The sequence below is a fragment of the Rhodophyticola sp. CCM32 genome, from assembly GCF_004751985.1.
Classification (GTDB): domain Bacteria; phylum Pseudomonadota; class Alphaproteobacteria; order Rhodobacterales; family Rhodobacteraceae; genus Rhodophyticola.
In genome coordinates, this window is sequence record NZ_CP038492.1 from 998,354 (window position 1) to 1,015,470 (window position 17,117).

The window sequence follows — 17,117 nt, forward strand, 5'->3', positions numbered from 1 at the left end:
ACCAATGGACGGCTTCTTTTCTACCACTCCTGGCATCATTCTGATCATGGCTGCGCAAAGCCTTTTGATCATCGGTTTCGTGATGATCTCGCTGCTGTTCCTGGTCTATGGCGACCGCAAGATCTGGGCCGCTGTGCAGATGCGCCGGGGCCCCAATGTGGTGGGCGCTTTCGGGTTGCTGCAATCGGTGGCCGATGCGCTGAAATACATCGTCAAGGAAGTGGTGGTGCCCGCCGGGGCGGACAAGGCCGTTTTCATGCTGGCGCCGATGACCTCTTTCGTGCTGGCGATTCTGGCCTGGGCGGTGATCCCTTTCAATGACAGTTGGGTTCTGGCGGATCTGAACATTGCCATTCTCTATGTCTTCGCCATGTCCTCGCTTGAGGTGTATGGCGTGATCATGGGGGGCTGGGCCTCGAACTCGAAATACCCGTTTCTGGGCTCGCTCCGCTCTGCCGCGCAGATGATTTCCTATGAGGTGTCGATCGGGCTGATCATCATCGGGGTGATCATCACCACGGGGTCGCTCAATTTCGGGGATATCGTGCGGGCGCAGGATGGCGCTGCCGGGTTCTTCAACTGGTACTGGCTGCCGCATCTGCCGATGGTGTTCCTGTTCTTCATCAGCTCTCTGGCGGAAACCAACCGCCCGCCCTTCGATCTGCCCGAGGCGGAATCGGAACTGGTTGCGGGCTATCAGGTGGAATATTCCGCCACACCCTTCCTGTTGTTCATGGCCGGTGAATATATCGCGATCTTCCTGATGTGCGCACTGATCACGCTGTTGTTCTTCGGTGGCTGGCTCAGCCCGATCCCGGGCCTGCCCGACGGGGCGCTGTGGATGGTTGCGAAGATGAGCTTTTTCTTCTTCCTATTTGCGATGGTGAAGGCGATCACGCCACGCTACCGCTATGATCAGCTGATGCGCCTGGGGTGGAAAGTGTTCCTGCCGTTCAGCCTGTTCTGGGTGGTGTTCGTGGCTTTCATGGCGAAATTCGAAGTGTTTGGCAGTTTCTATGCCCGTTGGGCGATTGGAGGCTAATGTGACCCAGATCGACTATACCCGCGCGGCCAAATACTTCCTGCTGGTGGATTTCTTCAAAGGCTTCAAACTGGGGATGAAGTATTTCTTCGCCCCCAAGGCCACGCTGAACTACCCCCATGAAAAGGGCCCGCTTTCCCCGCGTTTCCGCGGTGAACACGCGCTGCGCCGCTATCCCAATGGCGAAGAACGCTGCATCGCCTGCAAATTGTGTGAGGCGATCTGCCCGGCGCAGGCCATCACCATCGACGCGGAGCCGCGCGAAGACGGCAGCCGCCGGACCACGCGCTATGACATCGACATGACCAAATGCATCTATTGCGGGTTCTGCCAGGAAGCCTGCCCGGTGGATGCCATCGTCGAGGGGCCGAATTTCGAATTCGCCACCGAGACCCGGGAAGAATTGTTCTATGACAAGGCCAGGCTTCTGGAAAACGGCGAGCGATGGGAAGCCGAGATTGCCCGCAATCTGGAACTGGATGCGCCCTACAGATGAGTGACAGCCCCCCAAACCCGTTCGAGGCGATGTTCGCCCAGACCCAGGAAATGGCCCAGGATTGGGTCAAGGCGATGAATCCGGCCATGGCGCATTTCACACCCCAGGGCTTTGACAAAATCTGGCCCACGATCCCCTCCGAGGTGCTGGAGGCGTTCTGGGGCAAGCAGTTCAACCCCGACGGGCTGGATGCGAAAACCCGGCTGCTGCTGACCTTGCAGGGCCTGACCATTCAGGGCGCCGTGGCCGAGCCGCAGATCCGCCTGACCGTGCGCCACGCGGTCGAGGCCGGGGCCAGCAAGCAGGAGATTGCCGAGACCATCGGTCACGCAGCGGTCTTTGCCGGTGTGCCCGCGATGAACAAGGCGATGGAATGGGCCAAATCCGCCATCGACGAGGCTGAGGAATAACCCATGGGCATTGCCGATTTCACCTTCTATGTCTTTGCGATCACGGTTGTGACGGCCGCGCTTTTCGTCGTGGTGTCACGCAATCCGGTGCATTCGGTCTTGTGGCTGATCCTGTGCTTTTTGTCCTCGGCCGGTCTGTTCGTGCTGTTGGGGGCCGAATTTGTCGCGATGCTGCTGATCATCGTCTATGTGGGCGCGGTGGCGGTGTTGTTCCTGTTCGTGGTGATGATGCTGGATGTGGATTTCGCCGAGTTGAAGGCGGAAATGGCAAAATATGTGCCGCTTGCCGGGCTGATCGGTGTTGTGCTGCTGATGCAGCTTACGATGGCTTTTGGCACCTGGCAGTTTTCTGACGGGATCGACGCGCGGCTGGGCAATCCGATCCCGCCGATGGACGAGGTTCATAACGCCCGGGCTTTGGGGCTTCTGCTCTATGACAAGTATTTCCTGCTGTTCCAGCTGGCCGGTCTGATCCTGCTGGTGGCGATGATCGGGGCGATTGTGCTGACACTGCGCCACCGTCAGGACATCAAGCGCCAGAACGTGATCGCCCAGATGATGCGCGACCCGGCCAAGGCGATGGAACTCAAAGACGTGAAACCGGGGCAGGGGTTGTAAGACCTCGCCTGCCGCCCATAAGCGGCAAAGCTGAATGAACATTTGGGGTCGAGCGATGCGCCCCGGAGGGACGAGATGAGTATCGGACTGGAACATTACCTGACAGTGGCCGCCGCGCTGTTCGTCATCGGCATTTTCGGGATTTTCCTGAACCGCAAGAACGTCATCATCATTCTGATGTCGATCGAACTGGTGCTGTTGTCGGTGAATATCAACTTCATCGCGTTTTCCAGCTTTCTGGGTGATCAGACCGGCCAGATCTTCACCCTGTTCGTGCTGACCGTTGCCGCCGCCGAGGCCGCCATCGGCTTGGCCATTCTGGTCTGTTTCTTCCGCAACCGCGGCACGATTGCGGTGGAAGATGTCAATGTGATGAAGGGCTAGCGCGCCATGGAAACGATCCTTTTATTCGCGCCACTGGTCGGGGCCCTGATCTGCGGGTTTTCCTGGCGCCTGATCGGAGAGCAGGGGGCCTGCATCACCGCGACCGTTTTTTTGTTCGCATCCTGCCTGCTAAGCTGGATCGTGTTTCTGGGCTTTGACGGGGAAACCGTCATTCACCCGCTTTTTGCCTGGATCGAAAGCGGCTCACTGGCCGTCGACTGGGCCATTCGCATCGACCGTCTGACCGCGATCATGCTGATCGTGATCACCACGGTGTCGGCCCTGGTCCATCTCTACAGCTTTGGCTACATGGCCCATGACGATCATTTCAAAGAGGGGGAAAGCTATCGCCCCCGGTTCTTTGCCTATCTGTCCTTCTTCACCTTCACGATGCTGATGCTGGTGACCGCTGACAACCTGCTTCAGCTGTTCTTCGGCTGGGAAGGGGTGGGTGTCGCCTCCTATCTTTTGATCGGATTCTATTATCGCAAACCCTCTGCCGGGGCGGCGGCGATGAAAGCGTTTATCGTCAACCGGGTCGGGGATTTCGGCTTCCTGCTGGGTATTTTCGCGCTGTTCTGGATGGCCGACAGCATCAGTTTCGATGTGATCCTGTCCAAGGGGCCGGAACTGGCGGAAACCACATTCGGGTTTCTGGGCTATGAGGTGAACGCGGCCAACACGATTGGCATGCTGCTGTTTATCGGCGCGATGGGGAAATCGGCGCAACTGTTCCTGCACACCTGGCTGCCCGACGCGATGGAGGGCCCGACACCGGTTTCCGCCCTGATCCACGCGGCCACCATGGTCACTGCGGGTGTGTTTCTGGTCTGCCGGATGTCGCCCATTCTGGAATACGCGCCGTTCGCGACGAATTTCATCATCATTCTGGGGGCCGCCACGGCGTTTTTCGCGGCCACAATCGGGCTTGTGCAGAATGATATCAAACGGGTGATCGCCTATTCGACCTGCTCGCAACTGGGCTATATGTTCGTGGCGGCGGGTGTCGGCGTCTATTCGGTGGCCATGTTCCACCTGCTGACCCATGCGTTTTTCAAGGCGATGCTGTTTCTGGGCGCAGGTTCGGTCATTCATGCGATGCATCATGAACAGGATATGCGGAACTACGGGGGGTTGCGGAAAAAGATTCCCTATACCTTTGCCGCCATGCTGGTGGGTACGCTGGCAATCACCGGTGTGGGCATTCCGCTGACCCATATCGGTTTTGCCGGGTTCTTCTCGAAAGATGCTGTGATCGAAAGCGCCTTTGCCTTTGGCGACGGGCTTGGCGCCTATGCGTTCTGGATGCTGGTGATCGCGGCGGCCTTCACCAGTTTCTATAGCTGGCGGCTGATCTTCATGACTTTCTTCGGCACGGCGCGGGGTGACAAACATACCCATGACCATGCCCATGAAAGCCCCTGGACCATGCTGGCCCCGCTTGGGGTGCTGGCCCTTGGGGCCACATTCTCGGGCTTTGTCTGGTATAACAGCTTTTTCGGCCATACCGATCATGTGGCGGAGTTCTTTGGTGTCTCTTACGCCGAGGCCGGGCATCACGGGGAAGAGGATGCGCATGGCGCGGCACAGGACAGCCATGGCGCGGAGGACAGCCATGCGGATGCGTCTTCTGAGGCCCCCCATGATGGGGAGGCTGATGCCCATGCCGCTGAGGCCGCCCATGGCGAAGATTCTGGCCATGGCGAAGAGGGGGAGCATCACTATGTCTTCACCGGCGCGCCGGGGGAAGGGGCGATCCATATGGCGCCCGATAACACCGTGATGAACATGGCCCATGAAGTGCCGAAATGGGTGAAACTTTCCCCCTTCATTGCGATGATTGCCGGGCTGGTTGTGGCGATTCAGTTCTATCTGGTGGCCCCGGGCCTTCCGGGCAGATGGGCCGAGGTCATGCGCCCGCTTTATCTGTTCCTGCTGAACAAATGGTATTTTGACGAAATCTATGACGCCGTCTTTGTCCGCCCTGCCCGGTGGCTGGGCCGGTTCCTGTGGAAACGCGGCGATGGCGATGTGATTGATGGCGGCATCAACGGGCTGGCGATGGGGATCATCCCCTTCTTTACCCGGCTCGCCGGGCGGGCCCAGTCAGGTTATATCTTCCATTATGCCTTTGCGATGGTCCTGGGGATCGTGATCCTGATCACCTGGGCCTCCCTGTCGGTCGGGGGTTAAGAGAGCAGTATGGATTTCAATTCCCTTCTTTCCGTTGTGACCTTCATCCCCCTGGTGGCGGCGCTGATCATGGCGTTGTTCCTGCGCGGGGATGATGACGCGGCGCAATCAAATGCCAAATGGCTGGCCCTTCTGGCCACTGGTGCGACCTTTTTGCTGTCTTTGTCCATCCTCTGGGAATTCGACGCCGGTGAGACCGGGTTTCAACTGGTCGAGGAACATGACTGGCTGTTCGGCCTGACCTATAAGCTGGGCGTGGACGGGATCAGCGTGTTGTTCGTGATGCTGACAACCTTCCTGATGCCGCTTGTCATCGCCGCCTGCTGGGATGTGACGCACCGGGTCAAGGAATACATGATCGCGCTGCTGATCCTGGAAACGCTGATGATCGGTGTTTTCGTGGCGCTGGATCTGGTGCTGTTCTATCTGTTCTTCGAGGCGGGGCTGATCCCGATGTTCCTGATCATCGGTATCTGGGGTGGCAAGAACCGGATCTATGCGAGCTTCAAGTTCTTTCTCTATACCTTCCTCGGCTCGGTTCTGATGCTGGTCGCGATGATCGCGATGTATGTGGATGCGGGCACCACGGATATCGCGACCCTGCTGACCCATCAGTTCAGTGCCGGGCCGATCACCCTGCTTGGCTGGCAGATTGCAGGCGGCATGCAGATGCTGCTCTGGCTGGCCTTCTTCGCCTCATTCGCGGTGAAGATGCCGATGTGGCCGGTCCATACCTGGCTGCCCGATGCCCATGTGCAGGCGCCCACGGCGGGGTCTGTCGTGCTGGCGGCGATCCTGCTGAAAATGGGTGGCTACGGGTTTCTGCGCTTCTCGCTGCCGATGTTCCCGGTGGCGTCCGACATCATGGCGCCGTTTGTCATGTGGCTGTCGGTCATTGCCATCATCTACACCTCGCTGGTGGCGATGGTGCAGGAGGATATGAAAAAGCTGATCGCCTATTCCTCGGTCGCCCATATGGGCTTTGTCACCATGGGCATCTTCGCGGCCAATCAACAGGGTGTCGACGGGGCGATTTTCCAGATGATCAGCCACGGCTTTGTCTCGGGCGCGCTGTTTCTGTGCGTGGGTGTGATCTATGACCGGATGCACACCCGGGAGATCACCGCCTATGGCGGGCTGGTCACCCGGATGCCGGCCTATGCGGCGGTCTTCATGCTGTTCACCATGGCCAATGTGGGCCTGCCCGGCACCTCGGGTTTTGTCGGCGAATTCCTGACGCTGATCGGCGTCTTTCAGGTCAACACCTGGATCGGGGTTCTGGCCGCAACCGGTGTGATCCTGTCGGCGGGCTATGCGCTCTGGCTTTACCGCCGGGTGGTGTTCGGCGATCTGATCAAGGAGAGCCTGAAATCCATCACCGATATGACAGGTCGCGAGCGCGCGATTTTTGCGCCCCTGATCGTCATGACCCTTCTGTTGGGCGTCTATCCCAGCCTTGTGACCGATATCATCGGCCCCTCGGTCGAGATGCTTTTGACCAATTACGATTTTGCGCTGGTACATCACGTGCCCGATGCGCAAGTCGCCAGCCATTGAGGTAACGCCATGATCGGTACGGATCTGTCCATTCTGATCCCCGAGATCGTTCTGGCCATCTATGCGATGGCCGGGCTTCTGGCAGCGGTCTATACCCGCAAGGACGGGCTGGCCTCGATGCTGACCTATGTCACGGCGCTGCTGTTCGTGGCCATGGCCTTCTATATCGGGGTCAGCGGCGGGTCCGGCACGCGCATCGCCTTTGACGGTATGTTCATTGCGGACGGCTTTGCGCGGTTTGCCAAATGCGCCATCCTTCTGGCCGCCGCCGCGGTCTTGCTGATCAGTCATGATTACATGGCGAAGTCCGATCTGCTTCGGTTCGAGTTTCCAATTCTGGTCACACTTGCGGTCATCGGCATGATGGTCATGGTCTCGGCAGGCGATCTGATGGCCCTTTATATGGGGTTGGAGCTGCAATCCCTGTCGCTTTACGTGATCGCAGCCCTGCGTCGTGACAGTGTGCGGTCGACCGAGGCGGGGCTGAAATATTTCATTCTTGGCGCCTTGTCTTCCGGCCTGCTGCTTTATGGGGCATCGCTGATCTATGGTTTTGCAGGCACCACGCTGTTTTCCGGTATTATCGAGACGGCCATGGATGGCGAATTGCCGATCGGCCTGCTGATCGGTCTTGTGTTCCTGATCACCGGGCTTGCGTTCAAGATTTCCGCCGTGCCGTTCCATATGTGGGCGCCGGATGTCTATGAAGGCTCCCCCACGGCGGTGACGGCGCTGTTTGCGACCGCGCCCAAGGTCGCGGCGATGGCGCTGTTCGCGCGGGTGATGCATGACGCCTTTGGCAATGCGGTGGCCGACTGGCAGCAGGTTCTGGCGGCACTGGCGGTTCTGTCGATGTTCCTGGGCGCCATCGCGGCCATCGGCCAGACCGATATCAAACGCCTGATGGCCTATTCCTCGATCTCGCATATGGGGTTTGCGCTGATGGGTCTAGCGGCGGGCACCGAACAGGGCGTGACCGCCATGCTGGTCTATATGGCGATCTATGTGACGATGAATGTCGGCAGCTTCGCCTTCATCCTGACGATGGAGAAAGACGGCCACCCGGTCACTGATATCTCGGCGCTCAAGAATTTCTCGGCGAAAGAGCCGCTGAAGGCGCTGGCGCTGCTGCTGCTGATGTTCAGCCTTGCGGGTGTGCCGCCGCTTCTGGGCTTTTTCGGGAAATACGCCGTGCTTCTGGCGGCGGTGGATGCGGGGCTGATCTGGCTGGCGGTGGCCGGTGTGATCGCCTCGGTGATCGGGGCGTTCTATTACCTGCGCATCGTCTATTTCATGTATTTCGGGGAAGAGGTTGACGGGCTGGATGGCAAAATGGGGCCGCTGCCCTGGGCCGGTCTGATGGTGTCAGCGGCGATCATGCTGCTTGGGGTGATCAACCTGTTCGGCATTGATGGTCTGGCCGAAGCCGCTGCTGCAACACTTGTCCGTTAAAATCCCAGACTGGCCGGACGGCATTGGCCGCCGGAGGCTGGCCGAGACGGACAGCACAATGGCCGAAGCCGCGCGGCTGGCGCCCACCCTTGCCGGGCCTGAATGGGTTCTGGCCCTGTCCCAAACCGCGGCCAAAGGCCGTCGCGGGCGGCATTGGGTGATGCTTGAGGGGAATTTCGCAGCCTCACTTGTGATGCGCCCCGAGGGTGGTGGCCCGGCAGAGGCGGCTTTGCGGTCCTTCGTGGCCTCGCTCGCGCTCAGGGAGGCGTTTCTGGCCGCAGGCGCCGCCGATCAGGCAATCAGCCTGAAATGGCCCAATGATGTGCTGCTGAATGGCGGCAAGGTGGCGGGTATCCTGCTGGAAAGCCATGGGGCGGGCAGGGGGCTGTCGCATCTGGTGATCGGTATCGGGGTCAATCTGGCCGCGGCCCCTGACCCATCCGATGTCGAACCCCGTGCCACCCCACCGGTGAGCCTGAAAGCGGATACCGGTATCGAGATCACGCCGGAGCCGTTTCTGACCCTTCTGGCCAGCGCCTTCGCCCGGATCGAGGCGCAGTTCATCACCTATGGGTTTGCCCCGATCCGCACCGAATGGCTGGCCCATGCGGCGCGTCTGGGCGAGGCTATCACCGCGCGTACCGCGCAGGATGAGATCACCGGCGTGTTCGACACGGTGGACGAGACAGGTAACCTTGTCCTAGAGACCCCCAAGGGCCGCCGGGCGATCCCGGCGGCCGAGATCTATTTCTGACAGGAGCGAACAGATGCTTCTCTGCATTGATTGCGGCAACACCAACACGGTTTTCTCGGTCTGGGATGGGCGGCAGTTTCTGGCCACCTTCCGCACCTCGACGGAACATCAGCGCACGGCGGATCAGTATTTCGTCTGGTTCTCGACCCTGATGCAGAACCAGAAACTGGATGTGGAGATCACCGATTGCATCATCGCCTCCACCGTGCCGCGCGTGGTGTTCAACCTGCGTGTGCTTTGCGACCGGTATTTCGAGACACGGCCGCTGGTGGTGGGCAAACCCGATTGCCTGCTGCCCGTCCCGCCAAGGGTGGAGGAGGGCGTGCGCCCGGGCCCCGACCGGCTGGCCAATGCCGCCGCCGCCTTTGACCGTCACGGCGGGGATGTGGTTGTCGTCGATTTCGGCACCGCGACCAATTTCGATGTGGTGGCCCAGGATGGTGCCTATCTGGGCGGGGTCATCGCGCCCGGCGTGAACCTGAGCCTTGAGGCCCTGCATCAGGGGGCCGCAGCCTTGCCCCATGTTGATATCACCCGGCCGCAGATGGTGATCGGCACCAATACGGTGGCCTGCATCCAATCGGGTATCTTCTGGGGCTATGTGGGCCTTGTGCGCGGCATACTCGAACGGATTCGTGGCGAATATGACCGGCCCATGCGGGTTGTGGGCACCGGCGGGCTTGCGCCGTTGTTCTCCACCGGGGATGTGTTATTTGACCTGATCGAAGATGACCTCACCATGCATGGCCTGACGGTCATATACACATATAACAAGGACCAGGGCAGCATATGAGCGATCGCGCAAGGCTGATCTACCTCCCTCTCGGTGGCGCGGGGGAGATCGGGATGAACTGCTATCTCTATGGCTATGGGCCGGAAGGGGCGGAACGGTTCATTCTGGTGGATATGGGGGTGGCGTTCCCGGATATGGATGGCCAGCCGGGGGTTGATCTGATCCTGCCCGATATCGCCTGGCTTGCGGAACGTGCCGACCGGCTGGACGGGATTTTCATCACCCACGCCCATGAGGATCATGTGGGCGCGGTGGGCCATCTCTGGTCGCAGTTGAAAGCGCCGGTCTATGCCCGTGTCTTCACCGCCTGGCATGCCCGCCGGAAGATGGAGGATGCCGGGCAGGACCCGGATATGGTGCAGGTGGTCGAAGCCTATCCCGAGACGGTTGAGGCGGGGCCGTTCCGCGTGCAGTTCGCCCCGATCTCCCATTCTATCCCCGAAGCCTCGGCCCTGGTGATTGACACGCCCGGGGGGCGGATCGTGCATTCCGGGGATTTCAAGATCGACCATCAGCCCGTGGTCGGGGAACCGTTTGACGAGGCGATGTGGCGCGAGGTCGGCAAGGATGGGGTGCGGGCGCTGATCTGTGACAGCACCAATGTGTTCAACCGCAATCCCGGCCGCAGTGAAAGCCAGTTGCCCGACCCGATCGGCGCGCTGATCGCGGGCGCCAAAGGCATGGTTGTGGCCACCACATTCGCCTCCAACATCGCCCGGCTGAAAACCCTGGCCGAAGCGGGGCAGGCCAATGGCCGCACCATCTGCCTGATGGGCCGCGCGATGAAACGCATGGTGACCGCCGGGGTGGAAACCGGCGTGTTGACGGATTTCCCGTCAACGGTCAGCCCCGAGGAAGCCTCTGATATTCCACGGGAAAACCTGATGCTGATCGTGACCGGCAGCCAGGGGGAGCGCCGGGCGGCCTCTGCCGCCCTGTCGCGGGGGAAATATCTGGGCCATGAACTGGCCGAGGGCGATATGTTCCTCTTCTCGTCCAAAACCATCCCCGGAAACGAAGTGTCGGTTGGCTATATCCAGAATGCGCTGGCCGAAAAGGGTGTGCAGGTCGTGGATGAAAATTCCGGCTTTTTCCATGTGTCCGGCCATGCCAACCGCCCGGATCTGGAGGCGATGCATGATCTTGTGCGCCCGCAAATCCTGTTGCCGAACCATGGCGAATTCCGTCATCTGCGGGAACATGCAAGGGTGGCGCTGGAAAAGGGCCTTGAGGGCATTGTGGCCCCCAACGGGACGATGGTGGAATTGTCAGGCAACCGGCCCGGGGTGGTGGAACATATCGAGGTGGCGCGCACCTATCTGGATGGCAGCGCGCTGGTGGGCGCCTTTGACGGCGTGATCCGCGACCGTATGAAACTGGCGATCAACGGGCTGGTGATCGTGGCGCTGATTGTGGATGAAAACGATCAGGTGCTGGAGGATAGCTGGGTCGCCCTGCGGGGCCTGCCGGAACTGGCCAATAACGGGGCGGATCTGGCCGAGATGATCGAGGATGATCTGTCCGGGCTGTTACCACGTCTGGATGACCGGACCGTGGGCGATGATGACAAGCTGGAAGAGGCGATCAAACGCGCCGCCCGGCAGGTCTGTGTCAGTGAGATTGGCAAGAAACCCGAGGTCAGCGTGCTGGTCAGCCGCCTGATGGCGGAATAAGACCGATCCGCCCGGCATCATGGCTGGAAGTGCTATAAGGAGCGGCTTTTCAACCGCGCCGGATGTTGTAGCTTTTCGGGTTTACCCTAAAGCGTTTCGACTTACTGTTGAAACGCCTTTCGCTGCCTTTCGCCTTTGGCTCAAACGCGAAAGCCGTTCTACTGCTTCAATGTAAAGTCGAAACGCTATAAAACAGACGGTATCGAAAACGCGTTCGGGCCAAAGGCGAGAGGCCGCTTTTTTCGATCCAAGGCTTAGCCGAAACGCTTCAGGTTGCGTCTTCGCTGCTGGTCTCGGCTGTGGTCTCGGTCTCTTTCACCTTTTTGACCCGCCGGCGTTTGGGTTTGGGCTTTTCCTCGGCCACGGGTTCTGCGGGTGTATCAGGCGCCTGTGCATCCGTTGCGTCTGCCTCTGCCTCAGCAGGTGCTGGTTCGGGTGTGTTCGAGACTGTCTCATCCTGATCGGGCCGGGCCGGGCCGCCCCGGCGTTCGTCAAAGCTGAGCGAGATGAAATCAGGCATGTGATCGCCCATGCCGACTACAGAATTGCCGCCACGATCCCCCCGGTCACGTCCGCCGCGACCTCGGCCACCACTGCGCTCATTGCGGGTGCTGCGGTCAGCACCGTTCGCGCGCCCATGCGGTGTTGCAGCCTCTTCACTGGCAGCGGTTTCCGCAGGTTTCGTGTCCTGCTCCTGCCGGTCGTCCCGACGGCTGCGGCGCGGTTTGCGTTCGGGCTTGTCGCCGCTTTCTGCGGGCCCCGCGTCTTTCGCCGTGCTGCCGATCTGGATCGGCGGGTCTGTGCGGGGGATTGATGTGCCGATCAGGGTTTCAATGGCGCCCAGATATTTGTCATCTGACGGGACATGCAACATGATCGTTTTGCCCTTGCGCCCGGCGCGGCCGGTGCGCCCGATCCGGTGGACATAATCCTCGGCATGGCTGGGCACGTCATAGTTCAGCACATGGCTGACATTCGGGATGTCGAGGCCACGCGCGGCCACGTCGGAAGCCACCAGAAACCGGATCGTGCCATCGCGAAACCCGTCCAGCGTGCGCATCCGCTGTGACTGATCCAGATCGCCATGGATCGGTTCTGCATTCAGCCCGTGTTTTTTCAGCGATTTCGCCACGATATCCACATCAACCTTGCGATTGCAGAAGATGATCGCATTCGTGCAAGCCTCGCCTTCGCCCTCGATCACCGCGCGCAGCATGTCGCGTTTCTGTTTCGCGGCCATATCGCGGCGGGTAGGGCGGAAGCTGACCATCACCTGTTCGATCGTGTCCGACGCGCTGGACTGGCGGGCAACCTCGATCTTGGCGGGGTTGCTGAGAAAGGTGTTGGTGATCCGCTCAATCTCGGACGCCATGGTGGCCGAGAAAAACAGGGTCTGGCGGGTGAAGGGCACAAGCCCGAAAATCCGTTCGATATCAGGGATGAACCCCATATCGAGCATCCGGTCAGCCTCATCCACCACCATGATCTGCACGCCGGTCAGCAACAGCTTGCCGCGTTCGAAATGGTCAAGCAGGCGGCCCGGTGTGGCGATCAGAACATCCACACCCCGGTCGATCAGCTGATCCTGCTCCTTGAAGCTGACCCCGCCGATCAGCAGTGCCTTGGTCAGTTTCACATGTTTTGCATAGGTGTCGAAATTCTCGGCCACCTGGGCGGCCAGTTCGCGGGTCGGGCATAAGACCAGGCTACGCGGCATCCGGGCGCGGGCGCGGCCACGGGCCAGCATGGTGATCATCGGCAGGGTGAAACTGGCGGTCTTGCCGGTGCCGGTCTGGGCGATGCCCAACACGTCACGCCCTTCAAGGGCCGGGGGAATGGCCCCTTCCTGGATCGGGGTCGGGGTTTCATAGCCGGCTTCGTCAACGGCTTTGAGAACCTTGGGGCTAAGGCTGAGATCGGAAAACTTTGTCATACGCGTCCAAATTTCGCCAGCCATAGAGGCCGGGACCAAAAAATAGAGCGCATATCCATCAGCGCGCTCTGCGGCGTGATCACACGCCTGCCGCATGATCCAGAGCGCAGATAGTGCAATCCTGTCCGAAGGTCAAATGCCGCGCTGCGGCGTGCCCGGCGGGCGTTACATATCCGCCGCACGGTGCAGCGCTTCGACAAAGAGGTCCGGCGGGGCATCGATGTCGATTGTGCCGGACCAGCCGCTCAGATGGGCGCGGAACCCGTGGACCGCCGCATGGCGCATCATTTCGGAGGACAGCGCGATCATTCCAACCGCATTATCAAGGCAATGGCCATGGGTGCAGCCGTTGTCACGGTGGCTGAGGCTGGTATAGGGCAGCTCAACCCCGTCCCTCCAGGCCGCGCGATAGTGCAGCCGATGCACCCCGTCGCGGCGTTGATGAATGATCAATCCGGCTTCCGTTTCACCATCCTCATTCCGGGTGACGATGGCCACATGCCCCATCAGCACATGATGCATGTCATCGCTTATCAGCACCTGCCGGGAATAGACGCCGGACATGCCCAGATCATGACTGGTCAGGGCGCCGCCTGTGCCGCCGTAATTGCAGGCGGTCACAAGAATGCAAAAGGAAAGAGCCCGGAAAACCCGCATGGCTGCAATGCTGCGGGTCAGAGGGTTAATCGGGGGTTAAACCATCAGCTCTTTGGTCGCGCTCAAGGTAATGTCCGGGTAATCGCGGCCCACCCGGTCGATATCCCATTGCAGGCGGGTCAGATATATCGAGGCGCCGTCATTATCGGTGGCCATATGCTGTTTATTGGCGTCAGCGAAGGCATCGACCTTGTCCTTGTCCCCATGCACCCACCGGGCCGAGGTGAATTGCGATGCTTCAAACCGGACCGGCAGCCCGTATTCCATCTCGATCCGGCTGGCCAGCACCTCGAATTGCAGCGCGCCCACAACGCCGACAATGAAACCGGACCCGATATCGGGTTTGAAAATCTTTGCCGCCCCTTCCTCGGCAAACTGCATCAGTGCCTTATCAAGATGTTTCGCCTTCATCGGGTCGCCCGCGCGGCAGGTTTGCAGCAATTCCGGTGCGAAACTGGGAATGCCGGTAAAGCGCAGCGCCTCGCCTTCGGTCAGGGCATCACCGATGCGCAACTGGCCATGGTTCGGGATGCCGATGATATCCCCGGCCCAGGCTTCCTCGGCCAGTTCCCGGTCCGAGGCGAGGAAAAGCACCGGATTGCTGATCGCCATCGGCTTTTTCGACCGCACATGGGTCAGTTTCATCCCCCGTTTGAAATGGCCCGAGGCGACGCGGACAAAGGCCACCCGGTCGCGGTGCTTGGGGTCCATATTGGCCTGTACCTTGAAGACGAACCCGGCAACCTTGCTCTCTTCCGGGGCAACCTTGCGGGGCTCAGCCGATTGGATCTGCGGCTCCGGCCCATAGCCTGCGATGCCGTCCATCAGCTCCCTGACGCCAAAGGAGTTGATTGCCGACCCGAACCAGATCGGTGAAAGCGTGCCGTCAAGAAAGGCCTGCCGATCCAGCGGCGGCAGCAATGCGCGCGCCATTTCGACCTCCTCACGGAGCTTTTCCAGCAGGTCCGCAGGCACATGATCGGCCAGCACCGGGTCATCCAGCCCCTCGATCGAGATGCTTTCGGCCACCACATTCCGATCAGCGCGATCCATCAGCTCCAGCCGGTCGCGGATCAGATCATAACATCCCAGAAACGCACGCCCGGTGCCGATGGGCCAGCTTGCCGGGGTGACGTCTATGGCGAGATTTTCCTGAATTTCATCAATGATATCGAATGTATCGCGGCTTTCCCGGTCCATCTTGTTGCAAAAGGTCAAGATCGGAAGGTCGCGCAACCGGCAAACCTCAAACAGTTTCCGGGTCTGGCTTTCCACGCCTTTCGCCCCGTCGATCACCATAATCGCCGCATCCACGGCGGTCAGCGTGCGATAGGTGTCTTCCGAGAAATCGGAGTGGCCGGGCGTATCCACCAGGTTGAACCGGTACTCCCCGAAATCAAACGACATGGCCGAGGCGGAAACCGAAATGCCCCGGTCCTTTTCCATCTGCATGAAATCCGACCGTGTGCGCCGCGCCTCGCCCTTGGCGCGCACCTGCCCGGCCATCTGGATCGCCCCGCCATACAGCAGAAATTTCTCGGTCAGTGTGGTCTTGCCCGCATCCGGGTGCGAGATGATGGCAAAGGTGCGGCGGCGGGCAATCTCGGCCGGAAGATCGGGGCGGTTTTTCGGGCTATCCAACATGGGGCGGGATATAGGCGAGGCTTGGCCTATGCGCAATCATCGGCATCCCTGTCGTGACTCTGTGATGCGACTCAGGGTATGCAAAGAACATAGAGTGAACAAATTGAAGGAAACGCAATGAGTCTGGAACAGATTGCCAATGAGTTGGTAGAGGCCTGCAAAACCCAGAATGAAGCAGCCAATCTTGATAAGAACTATGCCCCCGATGCGGCCTCGGTGGAGGCGGCGGATTTCTCGGGCATGGGGCGAGAGGCGCAGGGCATCGAGGCCATCAAGGGCAAACACGCCTGGTGGGCCGAGAATTTCGAGGTGCATGGCGGCGATGTGCAGGGGCCGTTTTTGCATGGTGACGACAAATTCGGTGTGATTTTCGAGATTGACGCGACCCATAAGCAAAGCGGTGAGCGCACCAAAATGAAAGAACTGGCGATCTATCACGTCTCCGGCGGCAAGATCGTGAGAGAGGAGTTTTTCGGCACGGATTAAACCCGAAAAGCTATAGGGGTGTCAGTCTTTGCTGGCCCCCTTGCTGGCCCGGGTCAGCCGTTCGACGGCGTCATCCTCCCCGTCCAGGGCGGCCCGTGACACTTCGATCTCGGCCGCATTCAGGCGATCGGATTCCGACAGGGCGATATCCAGATCTTCGGGCAGGGTGGCCCGGGTCTGGCCGGTGACCAGCAGGCTTTCAACCGCGATCCCTTCGGCATAGATGATTTCATGGCCGTCAAACAGGATGTGAAAAGTGTCCACATGGCCGCCTTCCTCGCGCAGCACCGTGTCGCCATTCACCAGATAGCCCGCCTTGACCATCAGTTCCGCCCGCCCGGTGCCAACCTCATCGGTGCGCTGCCAGATGAACAGGCGGTGATGGGGTGACAGACGCAGGTCGCGGGCGGTGTTCAGCGTGCCTTCGGTGATGCGGATCGGGGCAAGCGCACCGGTGGCGCGCATGGTTTGCTGGCCGATCCACTTGATGCCCTGCGCCCCGTTATTGCGGGTCAGGATCTTGTCGCCGACCTGCAATTCCTCGACCGTTTTCTGACTGCCATTGGCCAGTGTCAGATGGGTGCCAGCCATGAAACTGACGCTGGCGATATCGGCAAACCGGCGCGGCACGCTGTCGGTTTCCGAGGCGACCAGTTCATAATCAACGGCGGTATGCAGGGGGGTCAGCGGCAGGATATGTTGCGTGGTTCTTGCATCAGACCAGAGGGTCAGGACCAAAAGATCAACCATGGATCCGTCTGGCGCCATAAGGGTATGGCATAAATCCAGCACCACATTGTTACCGGGCGTTCCGATATCGGACCCATCGGCCACCTCCTGCCCCTGCGGCCCGTCGCAGATTGCCAGATCACGGGCGGCCACCTGACGGGACAGACGATACGAATCCCCCGGCACCACATCTTTCATCAACCCGATCGCGTCGCCTTCATGGGCCCCGGTAGAGACTTTGAAGGCTGTCGCCGGATAGGTGGGAAAGGTGAATTGTGCGGTGCGTCTGGTCATGA

Annotated in this window: 16 protein-coding genes; 12 read left to right on the top strand and 4 right to left on the bottom strand. The window is 60.1% G+C overall.

The window, feature by feature from the left end; translation table 11 throughout:
• Positions 1 to 4: 4 nt before the first annotated feature.
• The 11 genes from nuoH to E2K80_RS04960 all read left to right on the top strand — a co-directional run bounded on the left by nuoH (position 5) and on the right by E2K80_RS04960 (position 11,372).
• Positions 5 to 1,042 carry an NADH-quinone oxidoreductase subunit NuoH gene (gene nuoH / locus E2K80_RS04910; RefSeq protein WP_135373312.1) on the top strand — a complete coding sequence of 346 codons (1,038 nt, stop codon included), beginning with the start codon at positions 5 to 7 and terminating at the stop codon, positions 1,040 to 1,042.
• Between the two features lies 1 nt (position 1,043).
• The gene (gene nuoI / locus E2K80_RS04915; protein WP_135373314.1) at positions 1,044 to 1,538 is read left to right on the top strand and encodes an NADH-quinone oxidoreductase subunit NuoI; all 495 of its coding nucleotides are present in this window, start codon (positions 1,044 to 1,046) and stop codon (positions 1,536 to 1,538) included.
• A complete protein-coding gene (locus E2K80_RS04920; protein WP_135373316.1) occupies positions 1,535 to 1,948 on the top strand; it encodes a carboxymuconolactone decarboxylase family protein in 414 nt (137 codons plus the stop codon). Before nuoI ends, E2K80_RS04920 begins: the two co-directional genes overlap by 4 nt.
• A gap of 9 nt (positions 1,949 to 1,957) precedes the next feature.
• Positions 1,958 to 2,566: an NADH-quinone oxidoreductase subunit J gene (locus E2K80_RS04925; protein ID WP_135376481.1), complete on the top strand. Its 609-nt coding sequence runs from the start codon at positions 1,958 to 1,960 to the stop codon at positions 2,564 to 2,566.
• Between the two features lie 75 nt (positions 2,567 to 2,641).
• The gene (gene nuoK, locus E2K80_RS04930) at positions 2,642 to 2,950 is read left to right on the top strand and encodes an NADH-quinone oxidoreductase subunit NuoK (protein WP_135373318.1); all 309 of its coding nucleotides are present in this window, start codon (positions 2,642 to 2,644) and stop codon (positions 2,948 to 2,950) included.
• 6 nt (positions 2,951 to 2,956) lie between these two features.
• Entirely contained in the window at positions 2,957 to 5,143 is a 2,187-nt protein-coding gene (gene nuoL, locus E2K80_RS04935) for an NADH-quinone oxidoreductase subunit L (RefSeq protein WP_135373320.1), read from the top strand.
• 9 nt (positions 5,144 to 5,152) lie between these two features.
• The gene (locus tag E2K80_RS04940) at positions 5,153 to 6,700 is read left to right on the top strand and encodes an NADH-quinone oxidoreductase subunit M (RefSeq protein ID WP_135373322.1); all 1,548 of its coding nucleotides are present in this window, start codon (positions 5,153 to 5,155) and stop codon (positions 6,698 to 6,700) included.
• 9 nt (positions 6,701 to 6,709) lie between these two features.
• The gene (gene nuoN / locus E2K80_RS04945; protein WP_135373324.1) at positions 6,710 to 8,152 is read left to right on the top strand and encodes an NADH-quinone oxidoreductase subunit NuoN; all 1,443 of its coding nucleotides are present in this window, start codon (positions 6,710 to 6,712) and stop codon (positions 8,150 to 8,152) included.
• Position 8,153: 1 nt separating this feature from the next.
• Positions 8,154 to 8,906: a biotin--[acetyl-CoA-carboxylase] ligase gene (locus E2K80_RS04950; protein ID WP_274379277.1), complete on the top strand. Its 753-nt coding sequence runs from the start codon at positions 8,154 to 8,156 to the stop codon at positions 8,904 to 8,906.
• A 13-nt stretch (positions 8,907 to 8,919) separates the two neighbouring features.
• Complete coding sequence (locus tag E2K80_RS04955; RefSeq protein WP_135373328.1) at positions 8,920 to 9,699, top strand: type III pantothenate kinase; 780 nt, start codon at positions 8,920 to 8,922, stop codon at positions 9,697 to 9,699.
• Positions 9,696 to 11,372, top strand: a complete 1,677-nt coding sequence (locus tag E2K80_RS04960) for a ribonuclease J (RefSeq protein ID WP_135373330.1) — start codon at positions 9,696 to 9,698, stop codon at positions 11,370 to 11,372. Before E2K80_RS04955 ends, E2K80_RS04960 begins: the two co-directional genes overlap by 4 nt.
• A 268-nt stretch (positions 11,373 to 11,640) precedes the next feature.
• Here the strand turns inward: E2K80_RS04960 and E2K80_RS04965 are convergent, their stop codons facing one another.
• The 3 genes from E2K80_RS04965 to E2K80_RS04975 form a co-directional block, all read right to left on the bottom strand.
• Positions 11,641 to 13,305, bottom strand: coding sequence for a DEAD/DEAH box helicase (locus tag E2K80_RS04965; RefSeq protein ID WP_135373332.1), 1,665 nt, complete (start codon positions 13,303 to 13,305; stop codon positions 11,641 to 11,643).
• 165 nt (positions 13,306 to 13,470) lie between these two features.
• On the bottom strand, positions 13,471 to 13,962 hold the full coding sequence (locus E2K80_RS04970) for a hypothetical protein (RefSeq protein WP_135373334.1): 492 nt from the start codon (positions 13,960 to 13,962) through the stop codon (positions 13,471 to 13,473).
• A 36-nt stretch (positions 13,963 to 13,998) separates the two neighbouring features.
• A complete protein-coding gene (locus E2K80_RS04975; protein WP_135373336.1) occupies positions 13,999 to 15,606 on the bottom strand; it encodes a peptide chain release factor 3 in 1,608 nt (535 codons plus the stop codon).
• 117 nt (positions 15,607 to 15,723) lie between these two features.
• Between E2K80_RS04975 and E2K80_RS04980 the strand changes: the two genes are divergently transcribed.
• Positions 15,724 to 16,092 carry a SnoaL-like domain-containing protein gene (locus E2K80_RS04980; RefSeq protein WP_135373338.1) on the top strand — a complete coding sequence of 123 codons (369 nt, stop codon included), beginning with the start codon at positions 15,724 to 15,726 and terminating at the stop codon, positions 16,090 to 16,092.
• A 21-nt stretch (positions 16,093 to 16,113) separates the two neighbouring features.
• Here the strand turns inward: E2K80_RS04980 and E2K80_RS04985 are convergent, their stop codons facing one another.
• On the bottom strand, positions 16,114 to 17,115 hold the full coding sequence (locus E2K80_RS04985) for a Hint domain-containing protein (RefSeq protein ID WP_135373340.1): 1,002 nt from the start codon (positions 17,113 to 17,115) through the stop codon (positions 16,114 to 16,116).
• Between the last annotated feature and the right edge of the window lie 2 nt (positions 17,116 to 17,117).

Bases quoted from the DNA above. Each gene is read 5' to 3' on its own strand.
- E2K80_RS04985 (WP_135373340.1), bottom strand. From the start codon at position 17,115: ATGACCAGACGCACCGCACAATTCACCTTTCCCACCTATCCGGCGACA.
- E2K80_RS04965 (WP_135373332.1), bottom strand. From the start codon at position 13,305: ATGACAAAGTTTTCCGATCTCAGCCTTAGCCCCAAGGTTCTCAAAGCC.
- E2K80_RS04920 (WP_135373316.1), top strand. From the start codon at position 1,535: ATGAGTGACAGCCCCCCAAACCCGTTCGAGGCGATGTTCGCCCAGACC.
- E2K80_RS04940 (WP_135373322.1), top strand. From the start codon at position 5,153: ATGGATTTCAATTCCCTTCTTTCCGTTGTGACCTTCATCCCCCTGGTG.
- E2K80_RS04955 (WP_135373328.1), top strand. From the start codon at position 8,920: ATGCTTCTCTGCATTGATTGCGGCAACACCAACACGGTTTTCTCGGTC.
- nuoN (WP_135373324.1), top strand. From the start codon at position 6,710: ATGATCGGTACGGATCTGTCCATTCTGATCCCCGAGATCGTTCTGGCC.
- nuoK (WP_135373318.1), top strand. From the start codon at position 2,642: ATGAGTATCGGACTGGAACATTACCTGACAGTGGCCGCCGCGCTGTTC.
- nuoH (WP_135373312.1), top strand. From the start codon at position 5: ATGGACGGCTTCTTTTCTACCACTCCTGGCATCATTCTGATCATGGCT.
- E2K80_RS04975 (WP_135373336.1), bottom strand. From the start codon at position 15,606: ATGTTGGATAGCCCGAAAAACCGCCCCGATCTTCCGGCCGAGATTGCC.
- E2K80_RS04960 (WP_135373330.1), top strand. From the start codon at position 9,696: ATGAGCGATCGCGCAAGGCTGATCTACCTCCCTCTCGGTGGCGCGGGG.
- nuoL (WP_135373320.1), top strand. From the start codon at position 2,957: ATGGAAACGATCCTTTTATTCGCGCCACTGGTCGGGGCCCTGATCTGC.
- E2K80_RS04970 (WP_135373334.1), bottom strand. From the start codon at position 13,962: ATGCGGGTTTTCCGGGCTCTTTCCTTTTGCATTCTTGTGACCGCCTGC.
- E2K80_RS04980 (WP_135373338.1), top strand. From the start codon at position 15,724: ATGAGTCTGGAACAGATTGCCAATGAGTTGGTAGAGGCCTGCAAAACC.